17 protein-coding genes are annotated in these 19,021 nt (G+C 69.8%); 6 read left to right on the top strand and 11 right to left on the bottom strand.

Annotation, left to right across the window (positions count from 1 at the left end; translation table 11 throughout):
• From KF796_13320 to KF796_13310, 3 genes are read right to left on the bottom strand one after another with little or no spacing between them, the layout of a single operon-like run.
• Positions 1 to 381 carry a DUF934 domain-containing protein gene (locus KF796_13320; GenBank protein ID MBX3587614.1) on the bottom strand — a complete coding sequence of 127 codons (381 nt, stop codon included), beginning with the start codon at positions 379 to 381 and terminating at the stop codon, positions 1 to 3.
• Positions 382 to 393: 12 nt separating this feature from the next.
• A complete protein-coding gene (locus tag KF796_13315; protein ID MBX3587613.1) occupies positions 394 to 2,223 on the bottom strand; it encodes a nitrite/sulfite reductase in 1,830 nt (609 codons plus the stop codon).
• Between the two features lie 17 nt (positions 2,224 to 2,240).
• Positions 2,241 to 3,032 (bottom strand): sulfite exporter TauE/SafE family protein, encoded by a 792-nt coding sequence (locus KF796_13310; protein ID MBX3587612.1) that lies wholly within the window; start codon positions 3,030 to 3,032, stop codon positions 2,241 to 2,243.
• Positions 3,033 to 3,195: 163 nt separating this feature from the next.
• Between KF796_13310 and KF796_13305 the strand changes: the two genes are divergently transcribed.
• On the top strand, positions 3,196 to 3,972 hold the full coding sequence (locus KF796_13305; protein ID MBX3587611.1) for a response regulator transcription factor: 777 nt from the start codon (positions 3,196 to 3,198) through the stop codon (positions 3,970 to 3,972).
• 46 nt (positions 3,973 to 4,018) lie between these two features.
• Here the strand turns inward: KF796_13305 and mnmC are convergent, their stop codons facing one another.
• The 5 genes from mnmC to KF796_13280 form a co-directional block, all read right to left on the bottom strand.
• Positions 4,019 to 5,815, bottom strand: a complete 1,797-nt coding sequence (gene mnmC, locus KF796_13300; GenBank protein ID MBX3587610.1) for an FAD-dependent 5-carboxymethylaminomethyl-2-thiouridine(34) oxidoreductase MnmC — start codon at positions 5,813 to 5,815, stop codon at positions 4,019 to 4,021.
• A gap of 3 nt (positions 5,816 to 5,818) precedes the next feature.
• The gene (locus KF796_13295) at positions 5,819 to 6,094 is read right to left on the bottom strand and encodes an oxidative damage protection protein (protein MBX3587609.1); all 276 of its coding nucleotides are present in this window, start codon (positions 6,092 to 6,094) and stop codon (positions 5,819 to 5,821) included.
• A 65-nt stretch (positions 6,095 to 6,159) separates the two neighbouring features.
• On the bottom strand, positions 6,160 to 7,083 hold the full coding sequence (locus tag KF796_13290; protein ID MBX3587608.1) for a DMT family transporter: 924 nt from the start codon (positions 7,081 to 7,083) through the stop codon (positions 6,160 to 6,162).
• A gap of 3 nt (positions 7,084 to 7,086) precedes the next feature.
• Entirely contained in the window at positions 7,087 to 7,452 is a 366-nt protein-coding gene (locus tag KF796_13285; protein ID MBX3587607.1) for a thioredoxin family protein, read from the bottom strand.
• Positions 7,453 to 7,468: 16 nt separating this feature from the next.
• A complete protein-coding gene (locus tag KF796_13280; GenBank protein MBX3587606.1) occupies positions 7,469 to 8,119 on the bottom strand; it encodes an FMN-dependent NADH-azoreductase in 651 nt (216 codons plus the stop codon).
• A gap of 124 nt (positions 8,120 to 8,243) precedes the next feature.
• On the opposite strand from KF796_13280, the gene KF796_13275 reads away from it, so the two are divergent.
• Complete coding sequence (locus KF796_13275; GenBank protein MBX3587605.1) at positions 8,244 to 9,179, top strand: LysR family transcriptional regulator; 936 nt, start codon at positions 8,244 to 8,246, stop codon at positions 9,177 to 9,179.
• Between the two features lie 70 nt (positions 9,180 to 9,249).
• Complete coding sequence (locus tag KF796_13270) at positions 9,250 to 9,759, top strand: disulfide bond formation protein B (GenBank protein MBX3587604.1); 510 nt, start codon at positions 9,250 to 9,252, stop codon at positions 9,757 to 9,759.
• Positions 9,760 to 9,765: 6 nt separating this feature from the next.
• Here KF796_13270 and KF796_13265 read toward each other — a convergent pair whose 3' ends face one another.
• The 3 genes from KF796_13265 to argA form a co-directional block, all read right to left on the bottom strand.
• Positions 9,766 to 10,170, bottom strand: coding sequence for a hypothetical protein (locus tag KF796_13265; protein MBX3587603.1), 405 nt, complete (start codon positions 10,168 to 10,170; stop codon positions 9,766 to 9,768).
• Positions 10,171 to 10,296: 126 nt separating this feature from the next.
• Positions 10,297 to 10,929 carry a LysE family translocator gene (locus KF796_13260; protein MBX3587602.1) on the bottom strand — a complete coding sequence of 211 codons (633 nt, stop codon included), beginning with the start codon at positions 10,927 to 10,929 and terminating at the stop codon, positions 10,297 to 10,299.
• 19 nt (positions 10,930 to 10,948) lie between these two features.
• A complete protein-coding gene (gene argA / locus KF796_13255; GenBank protein ID MBX3587601.1) occupies positions 10,949 to 12,298 on the bottom strand; it encodes an amino-acid N-acetyltransferase in 1,350 nt (449 codons plus the stop codon).
• Positions 12,299 to 12,446: 148 nt separating this feature from the next.
• Between argA and KF796_13250 the strand changes: the two genes are divergently transcribed.
• The 3 genes from KF796_13250 to hrpA all read left to right on the top strand — a co-directional run bounded on the left by KF796_13250 (position 12,447) and on the right by hrpA (position 19,015).
• Positions 12,447 to 13,670 (top strand): GGDEF domain-containing protein, encoded by a 1,224-nt coding sequence (locus KF796_13250; protein MBX3587600.1) that lies wholly within the window; start codon positions 12,447 to 12,449, stop codon positions 13,668 to 13,670.
• An 89-nt stretch (positions 13,671 to 13,759) separates the two neighbouring features.
• On the top strand, positions 13,760 to 14,971 hold the full coding sequence (locus tag KF796_13245; protein MBX3587599.1) for a diguanylate cyclase: 1,212 nt from the start codon (positions 13,760 to 13,762) through the stop codon (positions 14,969 to 14,971).
• A gap of 54 nt (positions 14,972 to 15,025) precedes the next feature.
• On the top strand, positions 15,026 to 19,015 hold the full coding sequence (gene hrpA / locus KF796_13240) for an ATP-dependent RNA helicase HrpA (protein MBX3587598.1): 3,990 nt from the start codon (positions 15,026 to 15,028) through the stop codon (positions 19,013 to 19,015).
• The last annotated feature ends 6 nt before the right edge of the window (positions 19,016 to 19,021 follow it).

Below are 19,021 nucleotides of genomic sequence, written 5' to 3'. Positions count from 1 at the left end.
TCAGGCCGCCTTTGCAAAATGGGGCGCCGCGTTCACAGCGTCGCCCTGGTAGAACGCGGGGTAGTGCGCGAGCAGGCGCTGGCCCACGGCCAGGTCCTGGTCGGCGCGCAGCACGGCGCTGGTGAAGCCCGTGCGCTGCATCTGCACTAGCTGGTCCACCAGCACGTCGCCGGTGGCGCGGATCTCGCCCGTGAAGCCCAGGCGCCGGCGCAGCATGACGGCCTGGCTGAAGGCCCGGCCATCGGAGAATTTGGGGAAGTGCAGGTCGACGCGCGTCACGCCGGCCAGCGACACCTCGTAGGGGCTCGCGTCATTCGCCAGTTGCAGGTCATTGGGACCTGTAGTCCTTGCCCCGTGGGCATCATGTGCTATCAAATTCATAGTCTCTGGTCCTCAGGCGGCTTCGGCGTTGGCAAAGCGGGCGGCGTTGGCGGCGGCCTTGAAGGGCTCGATGCCGACGCGGCGCAGCGTGTCAATGAAGGTCTCGCGGCGGCCTTCGGCCACCTCGCGCTGCTCGCGGTAGGTGTCGAGCACGGCTTCGATCACCTCGGGCACCTCGGCCGCGCTGAACGAGGGGCCAACCACCTTTCCGGCCACCGGCGCGCCCGACAGGGCCGAGCCGTCGGAGCCGCCCAGCGTGATCTGGTACCACTCCTTGCCGTCCTTATCCACCCCCAGGATGCCGATGTGGCCGCTGTGGTGGTGGCCGCACGAGTTAATGCAGCCGCTGATGTGCAGGTCGATCTCGCCCAGGTCGTGCAGCTCGTCCAGGTCCTGGTAGCGGGCCGTGATGGCTTCGGCCAGCGGCAGCGAGCGCGCATTGGCCAGCGAGCAGAAGTCGCCGCCGGGGCAGGCGATCATGTCGCTGAGCAGGCGGATGTTGGGCCGCGCCAGGCCGGCCTTGCGCGCGGCGCGCCAGAGCTCGGGCAGGGCATCGCAGCGCACCCAGGGCAGCAGCAGGTTCTGGTCGTGCGTGACGCGGGCCTCGCCGGCGCTGAACTGGTCGGCCAGCTCGGCGGCAATGTCCAGCTGCTCGGCCGTGGCGTCACCGGGCGCCTGGCCCAGGCGCTTGAACGACAGCGTGACCGCGCGCAGATCGGGGTTCTTGTGGGCGGCCACGTTCTGCTGCAGCCAGCGGCCGAACTCCACGTCGTCCTCGGCGGCGGCGCGCAGGATGTGGGCGATCTTGGCATCGGCCGTCTTGCGGTCGCACTGCAGCGCGGGCGGCACGAACGAAGCGCTCACCCGGTCCAGTTCGGCCTGGGTGATGGTGTGGGGCGCGCCGTCCTGCTCGAGAATCTGCTTGTACTCGGCCTCGACCTCGTCGATGTAGCGCTGGCCCTCGGCCTTGACCAGGATCTTGATGCGCGCCTTGTACTTGTTGTCGCGCCGGCCCCAGCGGTTGTAGACCCGCACCACGGCCTCCAGGTAGTTGAGGATCTGGTTCCAGGGCAAGAATTCGCGGATCACCGGGGCAATCACCGGCGTGCGACCCATGCCGCCACCCACCATGACACGAAAACCCACCTCGCCGTCGCTGGAGCGCACCACGTGCAGCCCGACGTCGTGCCAGGCGGTGGCGGCGCGGTCCTCGCGCGCGCCCGAGATGGCGATCTTGAACTTGCGCGGCAAAAACGCGAACTCGGGGTGCAGCGTGCTCCACTGGCGCATGATTTCGGCGAAGGGCCGCGGGTCGGCGATCTCGTCCACCGCAATGCCGGCGCGCTCGTCGCTGGTGATGTTGCGGATGCAGTTGCCGCTGGTCTGGATGCCGTGCATGTTGACGCTGGCCAGCAGTTCCATCACGTCGGCGCTCTTGTCCAGCGGGATCCAGTTGAACTGCACGTTCTGGCGCGTGGTGAAGTGGCCGTAGCCCTTGGTCAGCCGCGAGTGCACCGAGCCGCCGCCATAGGCCGGCGGCAGCGCCACCGGGCCCAGCGCGTCCTGGCTGGCGCGGGCCTGCGCGAACAGTGCGTCATTTGGCTGGTCATATTCGCGGGCAATTCGGGCCAGCACGCGCAGCTGGGCGCTGGAAATCTCGCCATAGGGCACGGCAATGCGCAGCATGGGCGCGTAACGCTGGATGTACCAGCCGTTTTGCAGGCGCAGCGGCAGGAATTCGTCGTCGGCCAGCTCGCCGCGCAGGTTGCGCTCGAGCTGGTCGCGGTACTGCGCCGCGCGCAGCTTGACAAATTGACGGTCGAAATCGGTGTACTGGTACATCGTGGGTCTTTTTCTTGTCAGATCGAAATGAGCTTGGCGCCGGCATAGGCCAGCAGCAGCGACAGCAGCGAACGGATCACGCGGTCGGGCGTGCGCGTCATCAGCCGCGAGCCCAGCCAGATGCCGGGCAGCGAGCCGGTCAGCAACAGCGCCAGCAGGTGCCAGTCCACCGAGCCGATGGACGCGTGGCCCAGCCCGGCCACCAGCGTGAGCGGCACGGCATAGGCAATGTCGGCGGCCACGATGCGCGGCAGCGGCAGCATCGGGTACAGCAGCATCAGCACGGTGACGCCAATGGCGCCCGCGCCCACCGAGGTCAGAGACACCAGCGCGCCGATGGCCGCGCCAAACAGCACCGGCAACGCGGCGTGGCGTGGCCGGGCGGCCACCGCGAGCTGCCCGGGCGCGATCTCGCGCGGGGTGCTCTTGCCCTTGACGGCCTTGTACAGGGTGGCGGCCGCGGTCAGCAGCAAGGCCACGCCCAGCGTGGTGGTCATGAGGCGCTGGACCGCCGGGTCGGCCGGGCCCACGCGGTGCAGCACATAGATGGTGGCCAGCGCCGCGGGAATGCTGCCCAGCGAGAGCAGGCCCACCACCGGCCAGTCGATCACCTTGCGGCGCGCCAGCGCCACCGAGCCGCCCAGCTTGGTGAAGGCCGCGAACAGCAGGTCGGTGCCGATGGCCAGGTAAGGCTTGATGCCGAAGCCGAAAATCAGGATCGGCGTCATCAGCGAGCCGCCGCCCACCCCGGTGAGCCCCACCACGGTGCCCACCACGAATCCAGCGAGAATGAACGCAAAGTCATGCATGGTCGCGACTCTAAGGGGGCAGGGAATGATTCCCAACGATTTTTTGGTTCGGCGCTTATGCGCATAAGCTTATTCACCAGCATTGGCGCGGCCTGGCGGGCGATTTTGCGGCCCGCGGCGGCGCGCCGCGGAAGGCCCCGCGGACACTGGCAGAATCCGCACCATGCCTGAGCGCGTCTTTATCAAGGTGGTGGGGTTTACCGATGTGGAGCGGCACGCCCTCAACACGGTGTTCCGCCTGTCGGGCGAGCGTGACGCCGCCTATGCCTTGTGGGCGCCTGACGCGCCCGCGCCACCGCGGCTGGCGCTGATCGATGGCCAGAGCTACGAGGCGCGGCTCGAACTGGCCCTGCCCAATGCCGACCCCTCGCTCAAGATGATCTGGGTTGGCGACTCGCCACCGGCCAATGCCTGGCGTTCGTTCAGCCGGCCGCTGCTGTGGCCCCATGTGCTGCATGCGGTGGACAGCCTGTTTGGCGTGGTCGATGCGCCTGCCGTGGACCTCGACCTGGATTTCGACCTGGCCGGTGGCCCCGACACGCAGCCCCCGGACGACGGCCCGCCCGCCATGCGGGCGCTGCTGATCAACCCCGACCCCGAGGAGCGGCTGTACCTGCGGGCCAGGCTGTCGCTGGCCAATCTGGTGTTCATGGACGAAGCCGCGAGCGTGGCCGAGGCGCTGGCGCTGATGCGCACCCAGCCCTATGCCGTGGTGGTGGCCGACCTTGCGGCGCCGGGCATGGGCGGCTGGCAGGGCGCACAGCAGCTGCAGGACGCCGCCACCCCGTCCACCTGCCTGCTCGTGAGCAGCAGCGTGGGCGGCTGGCTCGCCCGCTGGCAGGCCCGCAAGGTCGGTGTGCAGGGCCTCATGCACAAGCCTTTTGACCCCGCCGAACTCGCCGCGTTGCTACGAAAAGTAGAGCGCCCCATGGCCGCCTGATCTGGACTCCAGGCCTTTTTGGCCTGGAACCGCGGCTCAAAACCCCTCATGAACCCTGCCGGCCGGCAAAACGGTCGGCGGCCAGCGCGCGCGCCAGCCGCTGCGCCACCGGCAGCGGTTCACCGTGCAGCAGGGCGGCCAGCAGCTCGGCGCACAGCGGCGCCAGCGTGAGCCCGCGCGCGCCCATGCCGGTGCAGGTCCACAGGCCCGGCAGGGCTTGGGCGTTCACCGGGCCCACCGCGGGCAGCCGGTCGGGCAAGGTGGCGCGCACGCCGGCCCAGGAGCGCACGGCGCCGGCCGCGAACGCCGGGGCAAGGCCTTGGGCTGCGGGCGGGCACAGGGCCTGCAGCCGCTCGTGGATGGCGGCCAGTTCCGCAGGCCGGGGGGTGGTGTCGGTGCTGTCGCGTTCAAAGGTCGCGCCCGCCAGCCAGGCCAGGCCATCGTCAAGCGGCACGGCGGGCAGCAGGCTGCCCTGGCCGTTCAGCGGAAAGGGCGGCAGCCCGGCCGGGGCCACGCCCGGCTCACCACCTGTGTCGTGGGACTGCCACGCGATCTGCCCACGCAGGGCCTGCAGCGGCAACGCACCGCTCAGCCAGCGCTGGCTCGCAATGCCCGCGGCCACCACCAGCAGGGGCGTGCTGGCCAGTGGGCGGTCTTGCGGGTCATAAAGAACCCAGTTCTCGCCCTCGCGCGCCAGGCGTGCCACCTCGGTGCTCCCGCGCCAGGTGATGCCGGGCTGGGCCAGCAGGGCCCGCACCAGCCGGTCGGGCCGCAGCCAGCCGGCGTTGGCGTGCCACAGCGCCGGGGTGGCCGGGTCCAGGCCGGCCTGCGCCAGTTGCGCGGCGCCTGCGACCGAGGAGCCGCCCTCGCGGGCCGACGGGTCCTCGCCCGGCGCGGGCGCGGGCAACTCGCGGCTGCCACGTGCGCCATGCTCGAGCACGCCGCTGGCCTGCCAGTCGCGGCCCTCCTGCAGCCAGGCCCGCGCCAATTGCTGCGTGGCGCGGCAGCCGGCGCGGGTCAGGCGCGACAGCGGCGCGTCGTCGGGCGACACATGGGGCGCGAACAGGCCCGCGGGCAGGCTGGAGGCACCGCCGGCGGGCTGGTCGGCCGCGTCCATCACCACCACCCGCCAGCCGCGCCGCGCCAGGCTGGCGGCCACCGTGGCGCCGGCAATGCCGGCGCCCAGCACCACGCAGGTGCCAGGCGTGGCCAGGGTCTTTTCCCCCCGGCGCCGGGGCTGCCAGCGGGGCCTGAATTCACCTTGCCAGGCGACTGGTGAAGAGTTGGCGGTGCCACTGACGGACGCCTCGGCCTGCGCCACAAAGCCGCACTGCGCCAGCCCCTGCGTGAGCGCGGGCGCGCCGGCCGGCACGGTCAGCCGGGTGCCCGCGCGGCACAAGCGCGCCAGGGCTTTGAGCGCATGCAGGTCCCAGATGTCGGCATCAGCCGGGGCTTGTGGACTGCCGAGCCAGATGGCGTCGGCCTCGAAGTTCTGCGCGCGCAGCAGGGCGTGCGGCGCGCCCACGCCCAGCGTGAGCAGCACGCGGCCCTGCTCGAACACCAGCCGGTGGAAGCCGGGTTGCAGGCCCGACCCTTGATCGGCCAACTGGGCCGCGAGCGGGGCCAGCGCCGGCTGCGCCTGCGCAGCGCGCAGCAGCCCGGCGCGGGAGGCGGGCGCGTCCGTGAGCGCCACAAAATGCAGCAGGCCGGGGCGCTGCGGGTCTTCCCGCCAGGCCTGCCAGGCGGCCAGAAACGCCAGACCGCTGCCAAACGCCGTGTGCAGGATGCGCCATTGGGGCCGGCCGGCCCAGTGCGCCGCGAGCCCGTCGCCGCCGGGCTGCACGGCTCAGCCGTTGGTCGGGGGCACGTAGCCCTGGGCCACGTCGGCGCCGCTGCCGAAGAAATGGTTTTCCATCTGGCGCTTGAGGTACTCGCGGGCCCGCTGGTCAGCCAGGTTGAGCCGGTTTTCATTGACCAGCATGGTCTGCTGCTTGAGCCAGGCGGCCCAGGCCTCCTTGCTCACGCTTTCCCAGATGCGCTTGCCCAGTTCACCGGGGTAGGGCGGGAAATCCAGGCCTTCGGCTTCCTTGCCGAGCTTGATGCAGTTGACGGTACGAGCCATGGGGCGCCTCTTTGAACAGGTTTTGAAGGGGGGACGGTCCGGGGCCGGCGCGGGTGACCGGGGGGTCAGGGGGCAGCCGGGCCGGGGCCCGTGGGTGCAGCGACTTTATCAAGATTCGCCCGCAGGTCGCGGGCGCGCCGCGCCGCCAGCCGGGCCTCGGCCACCGCCACGCCCAGGCCGGCCGCGCAGATCAGCGCGATGCCGGCCGCCGTGGCCCGGTCGGGCAACTGGCCAAACACCAGCCAGCCCAGGGTGGCGGCGGCCACGATCTGCAGGTAGCTGAACGGGGCCAGCAGCGTGGCGGGTGCGCGCTTGAAGGCGGCAATCTGCAGCCAGTGCCCCAGAAACCCGGTGACGCCGGTGGACGCCAGCAGCAGCCATTGCCAGGGCGCAAGCTGCGGCGTGCGCCAGAACCAGGGCAGCGCGAGCGTGAGCGCGATGGCGCCGAACAGGCCGCCGTAGTAGTTGGTGGTCAGCGGGTCGTCGTGGGCGACGCGCCGCGTGGCGATCTGGAACAGCGCGAACGCCAGCGCCGTGAGCAGGCCCAGGATCACGCCCACGCGGTCAAGCTGGCCGCCCGGGCGCATCACGATGAGCATGCCCGCAAAGCCGACCACCACGCCCAGCCAGCGGTGCAGCCGGTGCGGCTCCTGCAGCAGCCAGGGCGCCAGCGCCATCAGGAACAGCGGTGCCATGAAGTTCATGGCCGTGCCCTCGGCCAGCGGCACACGGCCCAGCACCGAGAAGAACAGCACCGTGGTGGTGATCATCATCAGGCCGCGCTGCAACTGGCGTGGCAGCGATTTCGTGGCAAAGATGGCCCGCCCGCGCTGCGGCAGCACCACGGCCGTCATCAGGCCAATGTGCACCACATAGCGGAACCACGAGACCATGAGCACGGGCACGCCCGCCATCACCAGCAGCTTGCCCGAGGCGTCGAGCGAGGACAGCAGCCACAGGCCCGCGATGTGCAGAAGAATGCCGGCCATCGCTCAGGCTTCGCGCTGCTGCAGCCGGGCCGCCAGGGCGTGCACCGCGGGGTCGGCCAGCGCCGCCGGCGCGTCGGGCGTGGTCAGGCAGGCCCGCAGCAGCCGTTCCAGCGTGCCCGGCTGGGGCAGCAGCGGCCCGAAAAACACCGGCTGGCCGGCGCGCGCGATGAGCAGGGTGGGGAAGTTCTCGACCTCCAGGCTGCCGAGCAGCTCGGCTTCGTCCTCGATGTCGATCCAGGCAAAGCGGGCCTGGGGCCATTGAGCGGCCAGCGCATGGAAAGGCGCCGCATAGTCGCGGCAGACGCCGCACCATTCGGCGCACAGGCAGGCTACAAGGTCGGACCGGGCGGAAGGCATCCGCCCGATCATCCCAAACTTTGCAGCCTCAGGCGGCCAGCGTGCTTTGCGCCTGGTTGGCGGCGGGCTGGTTCAGCGCCTGGATCGCGTCCTGTGCGGCGGCCAGCGCGGCGGCCTTGGGGGCCTCGCCCATGGCCACGCCTTCGGCGCGGACAAAGCGCACGTCGGTGATGCCCAAGAAGCCAAACACCGTCTGCAGGTAGCTCTCCTGGTGTTCCAGCGCGCGGCCGGCGTCGCTGGTGGAGTACACGCCGCCGCGGCTCGAGGCCACGATCACGGTCTTGCCACCGGCCAGGCCCACGGGGCCCTTGTCGGTGTACTTGAAGGTGCGGCCGACCTGGGCAACCCGGTCGATCCAGGCCTTGAGCTGGCTGGGGACGGAAAAGTTGTACAGCGGGGCGCCGACCACGATCACATCAGCCGCCAGGAACTGGCTCACCAGCGCCTCGGACACAGCGTTTTCGCGGCGCTGCACGTCCGACAGGTTGTCGCCCTGTGGCCCCATGCGAAAACCCAGGGAGTCGACCGACAGGTGGCTCGGGGCGTTCTGGGCCAGGTCCAGGTAGTCCACCGTGGTGCCCGGGTAGTTGGCGCGCCACTGGGCCACGATGCGTTCGGTGAGCTGGCGCGAGACCGAGTTGCCACCCATCACGCTGGAATCGATATGAAGCAGTTTCATGACTTTCTCCGGTTGAGTGCCGCAGGGTGCGGCGTTGGATCAATTGTGTGGGCGCGCCAATTGATTGATAAGTAGCCAAAATCGCGTTAGATTGTCCTGTCAACGGATCGAATAAAGGGCCGACATGCAAGATCTGAACGACATGCTGTATTTCGCCGAGGTGGTGGACCGGGGCGGTTTTGCGGCTGCGGGCCGTGCCCTGGGGGTGCCCAAGTCGCGCCTGTCGCGCCGGGTCGCCGAGCTGGAAAGCCGGCTCGGCGTGCGGCTGCTGCAGCGCACCACGCGCAAGCTGTCGCTGACCGAGGCCGGCGAGCGCTACCACCGGCATTGCGCCGCCATGCGCGACGAGGCGGCCGCCGGGGCCGAAGCCGTGGCCCTGGTGCAGAGCGAGCCGCGCGGCACCATCCGCGTGGCCTGCCCGGTCACGCTGGCCCAGACCACCATCGGCTCGGCGCTGCCGCTGTTCCTCTCACGCTACCCGCAGGTGCGGGTGGACATGCTGGTGAGCAACCGGGTGGTGAACCTGGTGGAGGAGGGCTTTGACGTGGCGCTGCGCGTGCGCACCACGCTGGAAGACAGCGGCAGCCTGGTGGTGAAGAACCTGGGCATTTCGCAAACCCTGCTGGTGGGCAGCCCGGCGCAACTGGCGCGCCAGGGGCGCCCCACGCGTTTTGAAGACCTGGCCCGGCTGGACACCATCAGCATGGGGGCGGCCGATGGCCGCGCCACCTGGCAACTGGTTGGCCCGGACGGCACCGTGCGTGCCTTCCAGCACCAGCCGCGCTATGTGGCCGACGACCTGTTGACGCTCAAGATGGCGGCCATGCGCGGCACCGGCTTTTGCCCCATGCCGCACTACATGTGCCGTGAGGAACTGGCCGAGCGCCGGCTGGTGGAAGTGCTGCCCGGCTGGGCGCCGCCGCCGGGCATTTTCCACGCGGTGTTCCCGTCGCGCCGCGGCCTGCTGCCCGCGGTGCGCCGCTTCCTCGATTTCCTGGGCGACCACATCGTGGCCGAAGGCGAACTCGCGCAGGCGCGCGGGCGTCTCCCGCAGATCTGAGCCGCAGGAACTTATTCGGCAGCCCGGTCACCAACCGGCGGACAATACGCACAACGTCGGAGGACCCTTGATCTTGTTGAACTGGTTTGATTCGCACCCGCGCCGGGTGTTTGCCGCGGTCTGCGCCGCCTGCGTGGCCATGCTGGCCTTTGGCCTGTACCTGCAGCACGTGGTGGGCCTGGAGCCTTGTCCGATGTGCATCGTGCAGCGGTACGCTCTCATTTTGGTAGCAGTCTTTGCCGGCCTGGCCGGGGCCACCGGGCGAAAGGGCCCGCAAATCGGGCTGGGCCTGCTGGCCCTGCTGAGCGCGGGCTTTGGCGGCTTCGTGGCGGCCCGCCAGAGCTGGCTGCAGTGGTACCCGCCCGAGATCGCATCCTGCGGGCGCGACTTCTACGGGATGATCGAAACCTTCCCGCTCAAGCGCGCCATCCCCATGATCTTCAAGGGCAGCGGCGACTGCACCAAGGTCGACTGGACCTTTCTGGGCGGCTCGATCGCCAACTGGTCGTTCGTGTGCTTCCTGGGCTTCCTGGGGGTCTTCCTTGTGCTCCTGTGGCGTGCTGCCGCGCGCCGCGCCTGAAACCCCTCAAGCCAGAAGACGGGTCCGCGCCAGCAGGCGCTCGTGCCGCGCCGGATCAAGCCGGCGCAGCTGCTCCAGCAGCCGGGCCGCGGCATCCTCCAGGTCGGCCGCGTTGCCGGCTTTGACCTGTTCGATCCGGAGATAAATGTCATGCAGCTTGTGGAGTGATTTCTCAGCTTGCTCCTGTGTGAGCGCCGGATCATCCTTCAGCGCCAGCACGACCTCGGTGAGCAGGCCGATCTGACGGCCGTAGGAGGCCACGTCAAAGATTTTCTTCTCCACCTCGCCGTTGCCCGCCTCGGGACGGATGGCGCCAAAAAACCAGCTTGTGTCGGGCGCGATCTCCTGCGCCACGCTGCCGCTGAAGGGGAACTGGAACTGCGGGGCCCAGTACATCAACCATGGAAACATCGCACACCTCCTTGATGCCCGCCCGGACTGAAGGCGCCAGCGGGTCCATCAATTCGACCACATTGCGTTCAGGAACGTCGAGGTGAATCAACGGCCCCTGGCCGGGTGGCGCCAGCCGCTGCCCTGTCAGCTGTTGGCGCGGCGGTAAAAGGCCAGGGAGCCGGCCAGCGCCAGCAGGGCGCCGCCGCAAAACCGGTCGAGCCACTTCGCGGCGGATGCGCGCAGCAGGCGGACCGCGCGGGCGCCCACAAAGGCATAGCCCAGCATCACGCTGAAGTCCAGCCCCGCGAAGACGATGGCGATGGTGAGGTACTGGGGGGCCTGCGCCGCCGCGGGGTCAATGAACTGCGGCAGCAGGGCCGAGCAGAAGATGTAGCCCTTGGGGTTGGTCACCGCCACCAAAAACGATTTGCTGAACACGCTGCGGGCCGTGGGCGGGGCGGCCTCGTGGCCCGAGCCCGGCAGCTCGAAGCCGCCGCCCGACCGCAGCAGGCGCATGCCCAGCCAGCCCAGGTAGGCGGCGCCGGCCCACTTGAGCACCGAAAACCAGAACTCGGAGGCCGCCAGCAGCGCGCCCAGGCCCAGCGCCACCGCGCCCACGAGCACAAAGTCCGAGAGCACGGCGCCCAGCATGCCCGGCAGCGCGCGGCGCACACCCCAGCGCGAGCCGTTGGCCAGGGCCAGCAGCACGGTGGGGCCGGGGGTGGCAATGGCCACCAGGGCGACCAGCGAAAACAGCAGCAGGGTGGTGAGGGTCATGGAAAAGGTCCTTGGCGGGTCAGCCGAGTTTTTTCACCAGGACCAGGCTCTTGCGGTCCCAGTTGTACTTGCGCTTGCGGGCCTCGGGCAGCCAGTCCGGGTCCACCTGCACGAAGCCGCGCTTGAGGAACCAGTGCATGGTGCGCGTGGTGAGCACAAAGATGCTCGACAGGCCCATGGCGCGGGCGCGCTGCTCGATGCGGCGCAGGACTTTCTCGCCGTCGCCCTGGCCCTGGCTTTGCGGCGACACGGTGAGCGCGGCCATTTCGCCGGTGCGGGCCTCGGGGTAGGGATAGAGCGCCGCGCAGGCAAAGATCACCCCGTCGTGCTCGACGATGGTGTAGTTGGCCGCGTCGCGTTCGATTTCGGTGCGGCTGCGCTTGACCAGGGTGCCATCCTTTTCGAACGGCTCGATCAGTTGAAGGATGCCGCCCACGTCGTCGGCCGTGGCCTCGCGCAGGCTTTCGAGCTTTTCATCGACCACCATGGTGCCCACGCCGTCGTGCACATAGATTTCGAGCAGCAGGGCCCCGTCCAGCGCGAACGGCAGGATGTGGCTGCGCTCCACGCCGGCCTTGCAGGCCTTGACGCAGTGCTGCAGGTAGAAGGCCGTGTCGGTCGGGCGCTGGCCGGGCGCGGCGTCGGCCAGCAGCTGCTCGGCCGCGGCCAGTGGCAGCTCGGTGTCGATGGGGTTGTCCTCGCCCTCGGGCTCGCCGGGCTTGACGCGGATGCCGGGGATCTCGGTGATGAAGATCAGCTTGTCGGCCTGCAGCGCGATGGCCACCGAGGTGGCCACTTCTTCCATGGTCAGGTTGAAGGCCTCGCCCGTGGGCGAGAAGCCGAACGGCGACAGCAGCACCATGGCGCCGAAGTCCAGCGTGCGCTGGATGCCCGCGACATCCACCTTGCGCACCAGGCCGCTGTGCTGGAAGTCCACGCCGTCGAGCACGCCGACGGGCCGCGCGGTGATGAAGTTGCCCGAAATCACGCGCACCGTGGACCCGGCCATGGGGGTGTTGGGCAGGCCCTGGCTGAAGGCGGCCTCGATCTCGTAGCGCAGCTGGCCCGCGGCCTCCTGCGCGCAGTCCAGCGCCACCTCGTCGGTGATGCGCATGCCATGGGAGTAACGGGCCGCATGGCCCTTGGCCTTGAGCTGTTCGTTGACCTGCGGCCGGAAGCCGTGCACCAGCACGATCTTCACGCCCATGCTCTGGATCAGCGCCAGGTCCTGCGCCAGATGCTGCAGCTTGCCGGCCGCGATGGCCTCGCCGCACAGGCCCACCACAAAGGTCTTGCCCCGGTGCATGTGGATGTAGGGCGCGACCGATCGGAACCAGGGCACGAAGGTGAAATTGAAGACGGCGGACATGGGCGCGTTTCCGGGGAGTCTGTTCCTGTGAATTTGGGCCGCTGGGGGCAGTGCGGTATTGCGCAAGGAGTGTACGTGCGTTTGCCCTCAATTGCGCCGCAGGGGGCGGCAGGCTAGAGTCACAGGATTCGGGCTGGACGGCGTGGGCATGGAAACAATCGCGGTGGGGTTCTGGGGTGGCTATTTCGGCACGGTGCTGCTGATGCTGGCCGGCTCCGCCTACGCGTTCGTGCGGGGCCTGCGGCGCATCGGCGCCAATGCGGCGCTGTCGGCGCTGGCCTCGGCGTTTTTCGTGGTGGCGTTCCTGGGCTGGCTGCCCATTGAAGACAGGGTCGCCAACGACCGCTTCCTCGCGCATGTGGCAACGCTGGTGGCCTCGCTGCTGGTCTACATGCTGCTGTCCATGCTGGGCCTGCTGCGCCAGCCCAGCGCCGCGCGGCGGGCCCGCGCCGCGCTCGCGGGCCTGACCGCCGCGGTGTTGCTGGTCGGCTGGGTGCTGCCATCGGACCAGGCCCTGGTGCTGAGCGTGGTCATTTCCACCGCGATGGGCGTGGTGGCCCTGGGCGTGGCGGTGCGCAACGCCCGGCGTGGTGAACGGCTGACCTGGGCCGCGGTGGCGGCCGTGTTCTTCATGCTGGTGGCGCTCAGCGGCCTGAGCTGGTCGGCCGTCACGCAGGGGCGGGTGCACTGGGGCCTGCACGCCGTCAGCGCGCTCGCGGCCATGGGCTACATGGCCATCATTGCGGCGGTGCTGTGGGGGCGGTTCTCGTACCTGATCGAGTTGCGCCAGGTGATGGCCTACGGGCCCGCCTATGACCCGGTCACGCGCATGCGCTCGCATGCGGAAACCGGGCAGATGGTGGGCGCGGCGTTCTACCGGCATGAAGGCGAGGCGCTCGCGGTGGGCGTGATCGCGCTGACCATCAGCAACCTTTACGCGCTGGAAAAGCTGCATGGCCGGGCCGCGGTCAACCACGCGCTGTTTGTGTGCGCCGGCCGGTTGCGGCGCTCGATGCCGGGCTGGGTCGAGATGGGGCGCCTGGGCGACGACGGCTTCCTGCTGCTGGTGCGTGACATGCGTGAGCCGGACCGGCTGATCCAGCTGTCGCGGGCCGTGGTGAGCCGGCTGTCGCGCCCCGTGAACCTGGACACCAGCCGCGATGCGGCGCTGCCGGCCGAGGGCGAGACCCAGTGGGTGGCCGATCTGGGCGTGGGCGTTCTGGCGGCGGCCCACCCCAACATCCGCGCGGCCAGTGCCGTGTCGATGGCGCGGGCCATGTCGCGCACCGCCTGGTCCTACGCAAGCCGCATCGCCTGGTTCGACCAGGCCGCGGGGCGCATCGCCGAATTGCCCGGGGCCGAAGCGACCTGACGAAAGACTTGAGTGCAGGGATGCCGCAGCCCCCGCGCCGGGCGGCGGCGAGAATGATCGACACAACGACACAATTCGACAGGGCAGGGATGGACACGATTTCAGCGTTTTTCTGGGGCGGTTATTTCGCCACCGCGGCGATCATGCTGGCCGGCATTGCCCATGTGCTGGGGCAGGGGCTGTACCGGGTGCCGGTCAATGCGTCGATCTCGCTGTCGATCTGCACGCTGTTCGTCGTGGCTTACCTGGGCTGGCTGCCGCTGGACGACCCCGGCCTGCAGGCCCGGGTGCAGGCCCAGGTGGGCATTCTCACGGCCACGTTGCTGGCCTACATGCTGCTCGACCTGTTTGGCTACCTTCGCTACCACCGGCTGGTGCGCCGGGCCATTCTGGGCCTGGCCGGCGTGGCCCTGGTTGCGGTCTGGCTGCTGCCGGCCGTGCAGGCGTTGCGCGCGGGCGCCGTGGTCAGCGGCCTGCTCGCGCTGTTTGCCCTGGGCTTCTGCCTGCGTGGCGCCCTGTACGGCGAGCGCATGACCTGGGCGGCGGCCGGCGCGGTGCTGAGCATGCTGGTGACCATGGTCGGGCTCAACGCCATCGTGCTGGCCGCGGCGCCCGTGCCCTGGCCGGTGCATGCGGTCAGCGCGGTGGCGGCCATCGTGTACCTGGTGATCGTGGCGGCCGCTCTGGCGGGGCGCTATGCCTACCTGATCGAGGTGCGCCGGGTGCTGTCGCAGGGCCCCAGCTACGACCCGGTCACGCGCATGCCCTCGCACACCGAGGCGCTGCGCCTGGCCGAGGTGGCGTTCTACCGCCATGAGGGCGAGCACATCCAGGTGGGCGTGCTCGCGGTGACCATCGGCAACCTGTACGTGCTGGAGCAGCTGCATGGCCGCGCCGCGGTCAACCACGCCATGTTCGTGTGCGCGGGGCGGCTGCGCCGTTCGGCCCTGCGCCAGGTGGCCATGGGGCGGCTGGACGACGATGGCTTTTTGCTGTTGCTGGGCAACCTGCGCGACCCCGAGCGGCTGGTGCGCGTGGCGCGCGCCGTGGTGACGCGGCTGAGCCGCCCGGTGGTGCTCAGCACCCAGCGCGACGAGGGCAAGATCGAAAGCGGCCAGACCCAGTGGGTGGCCGACGTGGGCGTGGGCATGATCGCGGTGCAGGACGCCCGGATCGCGGCCGAGAGCGCCCTGGCCCGGGCCCGTGCCATGTCGCGCGCGGCGCTGTCGTTCCCGGGCCGTGTGGCCTTCTACGACACCCTCAGTGGCCAGATCGCTGAACTGCCGCGCGTGGCCCGCTGAGCGGCCCGCCCCGCTTCGGGGCCGAACACGGATAATCCACCGCTTTGAGCGTGGCTGTCCGTCTTGTCGTCCCTGAGCATCACTTTTCCCGAATCCCTGCCGGTCTCGGCCCGGCGTGACGAAATCGCCGCCGCCATGGCGGCCCACCAGGTGGTGATCGTCTGCGGCGAGACCGGCTCCGGCAAGACCACGCAGTTGCCCAAGATCGCACTGGCCATGGGGCGCGGCAAGATGAACGCGGCGCCGGGCACGCGGGGCCGGCTGATCGGCCACACCCAGCCGCGCCGCATCGCGGCCAGCTCGGTGGCCAAACGCATTGCCGAGGAGCTCAACACCCCGCCCGGCGAGGTGGTGGGCTACAAGGTGCGGTTCCAGGACCGGCTGGGCTGCGACGCGTCGGTCAAGCTCATGACCGACGGCATCCTGCTGGCCGAAACCCAGAACGACCCGCTGCTGCAGGCCTACGACACCCTGATCATCGACGAGGCCCACGAGCGCAGCCTGAACATCGACTTCCTGCTGGGCTACCTGCGCGAAATCCTGCCGCGCCGGCCCGACCTCAAGGTGGTCGTGACGTCGGCCACCATTGACGCGGACCGGTTTGCGCGGCACTTCGCGACGCCCCGCCCGGCGCCGGGCCGCCCCAAGCCGGGCGTGGCCCCCTCGGGGGGCAGCGACCCACACGAAGTGGGGGAGCGTGGGGGCGACATGATCCCGGCGCCGGTGATCATGGTGTCGGGGCGCATGTTCCCGGTGGAGCAGCGCTGGCGGCCGTTCGAGGAGAGCCGCGACCACGACCTCAATGACGCGATCGCCGACGCGGTGGACGAGCTGTGGCGCGAGCCCTCGCAGCAGGGCGACATCCTGGTGTTCCTGCCTGGTGAGCGCGAGATCCGCGAGGCGGCCGACCACCTGCGCCGGCATCTCTCCCACCAGCCGCTGACGCGCCACGCCGAGGTGCTGCCGCTGTTTGCCCGCCTGTCGCAGGCCGAGCAGGACCGGGTGTTCGACAGCCACAATGGCCGGCGCATCGTGCTGGCCACCAATGTGGCCGAGACCTCGCTCACGGTGCCCGGCATCCGCTATGTGATCGACAGCGGCACGGCGCGCGTCAAGCGCTACAGCTTTCGAAGCAAGGTGGAGCAGTTGCTGGTCGAGCCCATCAGCCAGGCCGCGGCCAACCAGCGCGCGGGCCGCTGCGGCCGCGTGGCCAACGGCATCTGCATCCGCCTGTACGACGAAAAGGACTTTGCCGGCCGGCCGCGCTTCACCGACCCCGAGATCCTGCGCAGCTCGCTGGCCGGGGTGATCCTGCGCATGAAGTCGCTGCACCTGGGTGACGTGGCGCGCTTCCCGTTCCTGGAGGCACCCTCGGGGCGGGCGATTGCCGACGGCTACCAGCTGCTGGGCGAACTGGGCGCGGTGGACGACGCCAACGAGCTCACGGCCATCGGCCAGGAGCTGTCGCGCCTGCCGCTGGACCCGCGCGTGGGCCGCATGATCCTGGAGGCCCGCACGCGCGGCGCGCTCGACGAGGTGCTGGTGATCGCGAGCGCGCTGAGCGTGCAGGACGTGCGTGACCGGCCCATGGAGGCCCAGCAGGCCGCCGACCAGGCGCACGCCAAGTTTGACGACGAGAAAAGCGAATTCAGCGGCTACCTCAAGCTGTGGAAATGGATCCATGACGCGCGCGGCGGCCACGGCCAGGAGCACAAGCTCAGCAACCGTCAGTACGAAGCCCTGCTGCGCCAGAACTTCGTGAACGTGCGGCGGGTGCGCGAATGGCGCGACACCCACACCCAGCTGCACACCGTGGTGGCCGAGCACCAGTGGCGGCTCAACGCCACGCCGGCAAGCTATGAGCAACTGCACCTGTCGATGCTGGCCGGCCTGCTGGGCAACATCGGCTACCGGCTGGAGGACGAGGCCGCTTCAGGCGAATACCTGGGCGCGCGCGGCATCAAGTTCCACCGCCACCCGGGTGCCCACCTGAGCAAGAAGCCTGGCCGCTGGATCGTGGCGGCCGAGCTGGTGGAAACCACGCGCCTGTTTGGCCGCGGCCTGGCCAACATCGAGCCGCAGTGGGTCGAGCGGGTGGCCGGCCACCTGCTCAAGAAGCAGCTGCTGGACCCGCACTGGGAAAAAAAGGCCGCGGAAGTGGTGGCGCTGGAGCGCGCCACGCTGTACGGCATCGTGATCTACAGCGGCCGGCGCGTGAACTTTGGCCGCGTGGACATGCAGACGGCGCGCGAGATCTTCATCCGCGAGGCGCTGGTGGCCGGCCAGTGGGACACGCAGCTGCCGTTCCTCGCGGCCAACCGCAAGCTGATCCGCCAGGTGGAAGAGCTGGAGCACAAGGCGCGCCGCCAGGACGTGCTGGTGGACGACGAGCTGATCTACGCCTTTTATGACCAGCAGGTGCCGGCCGACCTGTGCAGCGGCCACGCCTTCGAGCAGTGGTACCGCGAGGAAAGCCGCCGCCAGCCCGGGCTGCTCAAGCTCACGCGCGAGGAACTGATGCGCCACGAGGCCGCGGGCATCACCACCAACGCCTTTCCCAAGACGCTGCGGCTGGGCGGCGTGGACTGCGCGGCCAGCTACCTGCACAAGCCCGGCGACCCGCAGGACGGCCTGACCGTGACCGTGCCGCTGTTCGTGCTCAACCAGGTGAGCGAGGAGCGCACCGAATGGCTGGTGCCCGGCATGCTCAAGGACAAGGTGCAGGCGCTGCTCAAGAGCCTGCCGCAGCGTCCGCGCTCGCGCTTCGTGCCGCTGCCCGAATCGGCGGCGCGGCTGGCTGGGGAGCTGTCGGCGCCGGAGAAATGGGGCGCCGGCTCCCTGACCGACGCGCTGCTCAAGCTGGTGCGCGATGCGACCAGCCTGGACGTGAAACGCGCCGACTTCAAGCTGGACATGCTGAGCCCCCACCTGTTCATGAACCTGCGCGTGGTGGACGAGCATGGCCGCCAGCTCGGGGTCGGGCGCTCGCTGGGGGCGCTGCGCGGCGAGCTGGGCGCGCAGGCCCGCGGGGCGTTTCAGGCCCTGGCCGGGCTCAAGCTGGCCGCGGCGCCGGCTGCCAACCCTGAATCTGAGTCAAACAAGGCTGGAGTCCAGGCGGGGCGGCCATCTACTGCTATCAAAAGTGGAGCAAGCCCGGCGCCGTCGGCCGACCAGCGCTACACCGCCTGGACCTTTGGCGAGCTGCCCGAGCTGATGGAAATCCGCAAGGGCGGGCAGACGCTGATCGGATTTCCGGCGCTGGTGGACGCGGGCGATGCCGTCACGCTGGAGGTGCTGGACGAGCCCGAGCTGGCCGCGGCCCGGCACCGCAGCGGCTTGCGCCGGCTGTTTGCGATCCAGGTGCGTGATGCGCTCAAGTACCTCGAAAAGAACATCCCCGAGCTCCAAAAGATGGCCGTGGCCTTCATGCAGGTGGGGCGTGGCGCCGACGGCTCGGGTGGCGGCACGCTCGAGGAACTGCGTGACCAGATCATTGACGTGGCGCTGGACCGGGCCTTTTTGCTGGACCCCCTGCCCACGGACGAGGCCTCGTTCAAGCGCCGGGTGGACGAGGGACGCGGCCGCCTCACGCTGATCGCCAATGAGGTGGCGCGCCTGGCGGCCACCATCCTGGTCGAGTACGCGGCGGCGGCCCGCAAGATCAAGGACACCAAGGGCCAGCCCGAGGTCACGGCCGACACCGCGCAGCAACTGCAGCGGCTGATGCCCAAACGCTTCCTCGCGGTCACGCCCTGGCCGCAGCTGCAGCACTTTGCGCGCTACCTCAGGGCCATCACGCTGAGGCTGGACAAGTTGCGCGCCGACCCGGCCCGTGACGCCGCCCGGCTGGCCGAGCTGCGACCGCAGGAGCAGCGCTACTGGCGGCTGGTGGCCGAACGCAAGGGCGCGGTCGATGAGCGCATGCAGGAGTTCCGCTGGCTGCTGGAGGAATTGCGCGTGAGCTTCTTTGCCCAGGAACTGCGCACGCCCCAGCCCGTGAGCGTGAAGCGGCTGGACAAGGCCTGGGCCCAGCTGAACAGCTGAGCCCAG

The sequence above is a fragment of the Ramlibacter sp. genome (assembly GCA_019635435.1).
In the GTDB taxonomy this organism is placed as follows: domain Bacteria; phylum Pseudomonadota; class Gammaproteobacteria; order Burkholderiales; family Burkholderiaceae_C; genus JAHBZM01.
This window is presented reverse-complemented; position numbering and strand designations above follow the sequence as displayed.

Excerpts from the sequence above, each read along its gene's own strand:
- KF796_13260 (MBX3587602.1), bottom strand. The coding sequence starts at position 10,929 with ATGACCCTCACCACCCTGCTGCTGTTTTCGCTGGTCGCCCTGGTGGCC.
- KF796_13310 (MBX3587612.1), bottom strand. The coding sequence starts at position 3,032 with ATGCATGACTTTGCGTTCATTCTCGCTGGATTCGTGGTGGGCACCGTG.
- KF796_13320 (MBX3587614.1), bottom strand. The coding sequence starts at position 381 with ATGAATTTGATAGCACATGATGCCCACGGGGCAAGGACTACAGGTCCC.
- KF796_13250 (MBX3587600.1), top strand. The coding sequence starts at position 12,447 with ATGGAAACAATCGCGGTGGGGTTCTGGGGTGGCTATTTCGGCACGGTG.
- KF796_13245 (MBX3587599.1), top strand. The coding sequence starts at position 13,760 with ATGGACACGATTTCAGCGTTTTTCTGGGGCGGTTATTTCGCCACCGCG.
- KF796_13305 (MBX3587611.1), top strand. The coding sequence starts at position 3,196 with ATGCCTGAGCGCGTCTTTATCAAGGTGGTGGGGTTTACCGATGTGGAG.
- KF796_13295 (MBX3587609.1), bottom strand. The coding sequence starts at position 6,094 with ATGGCTCGTACCGTCAACTGCATCAAGCTCGGCAAGGAAGCCGAAGGC.
- KF796_13280 (MBX3587606.1), bottom strand. The coding sequence starts at position 8,119 with ATGAAACTGCTTCATATCGATTCCAGCGTGATGGGTGGCAACTCGGTC.
- KF796_13315 (MBX3587613.1), bottom strand. The coding sequence starts at position 2,223 with ATGTACCAGTACACCGATTTCGACCGTCAATTTGTCAAGCTGCGCGCG.
- KF796_13265 (MBX3587603.1), bottom strand. The coding sequence starts at position 10,170 with ATGTTTCCATGGTTGATGTACTGGGCCCCGCAGTTCCAGTTCCCCTTC.
- KF796_13285 (MBX3587607.1), bottom strand. The coding sequence starts at position 7,452 with ATGATCGGGCGGATGCCTTCCGCCCGGTCCGACCTTGTAGCCTGCCTG.
- KF796_13275 (MBX3587605.1), top strand. The coding sequence starts at position 8,244 with ATGCAAGATCTGAACGACATGCTGTATTTCGCCGAGGTGGTGGACCGG.
- KF796_13290 (MBX3587608.1), bottom strand. The coding sequence starts at position 7,083 with ATGGCCGGCATTCTTCTGCACATCGCGGGCCTGTGGCTGCTGTCCTCG.
- argA (MBX3587601.1), bottom strand. The coding sequence starts at position 12,298 with ATGTCCGCCGTCTTCAATTTCACCTTCGTGCCCTGGTTCCGATCGGTC.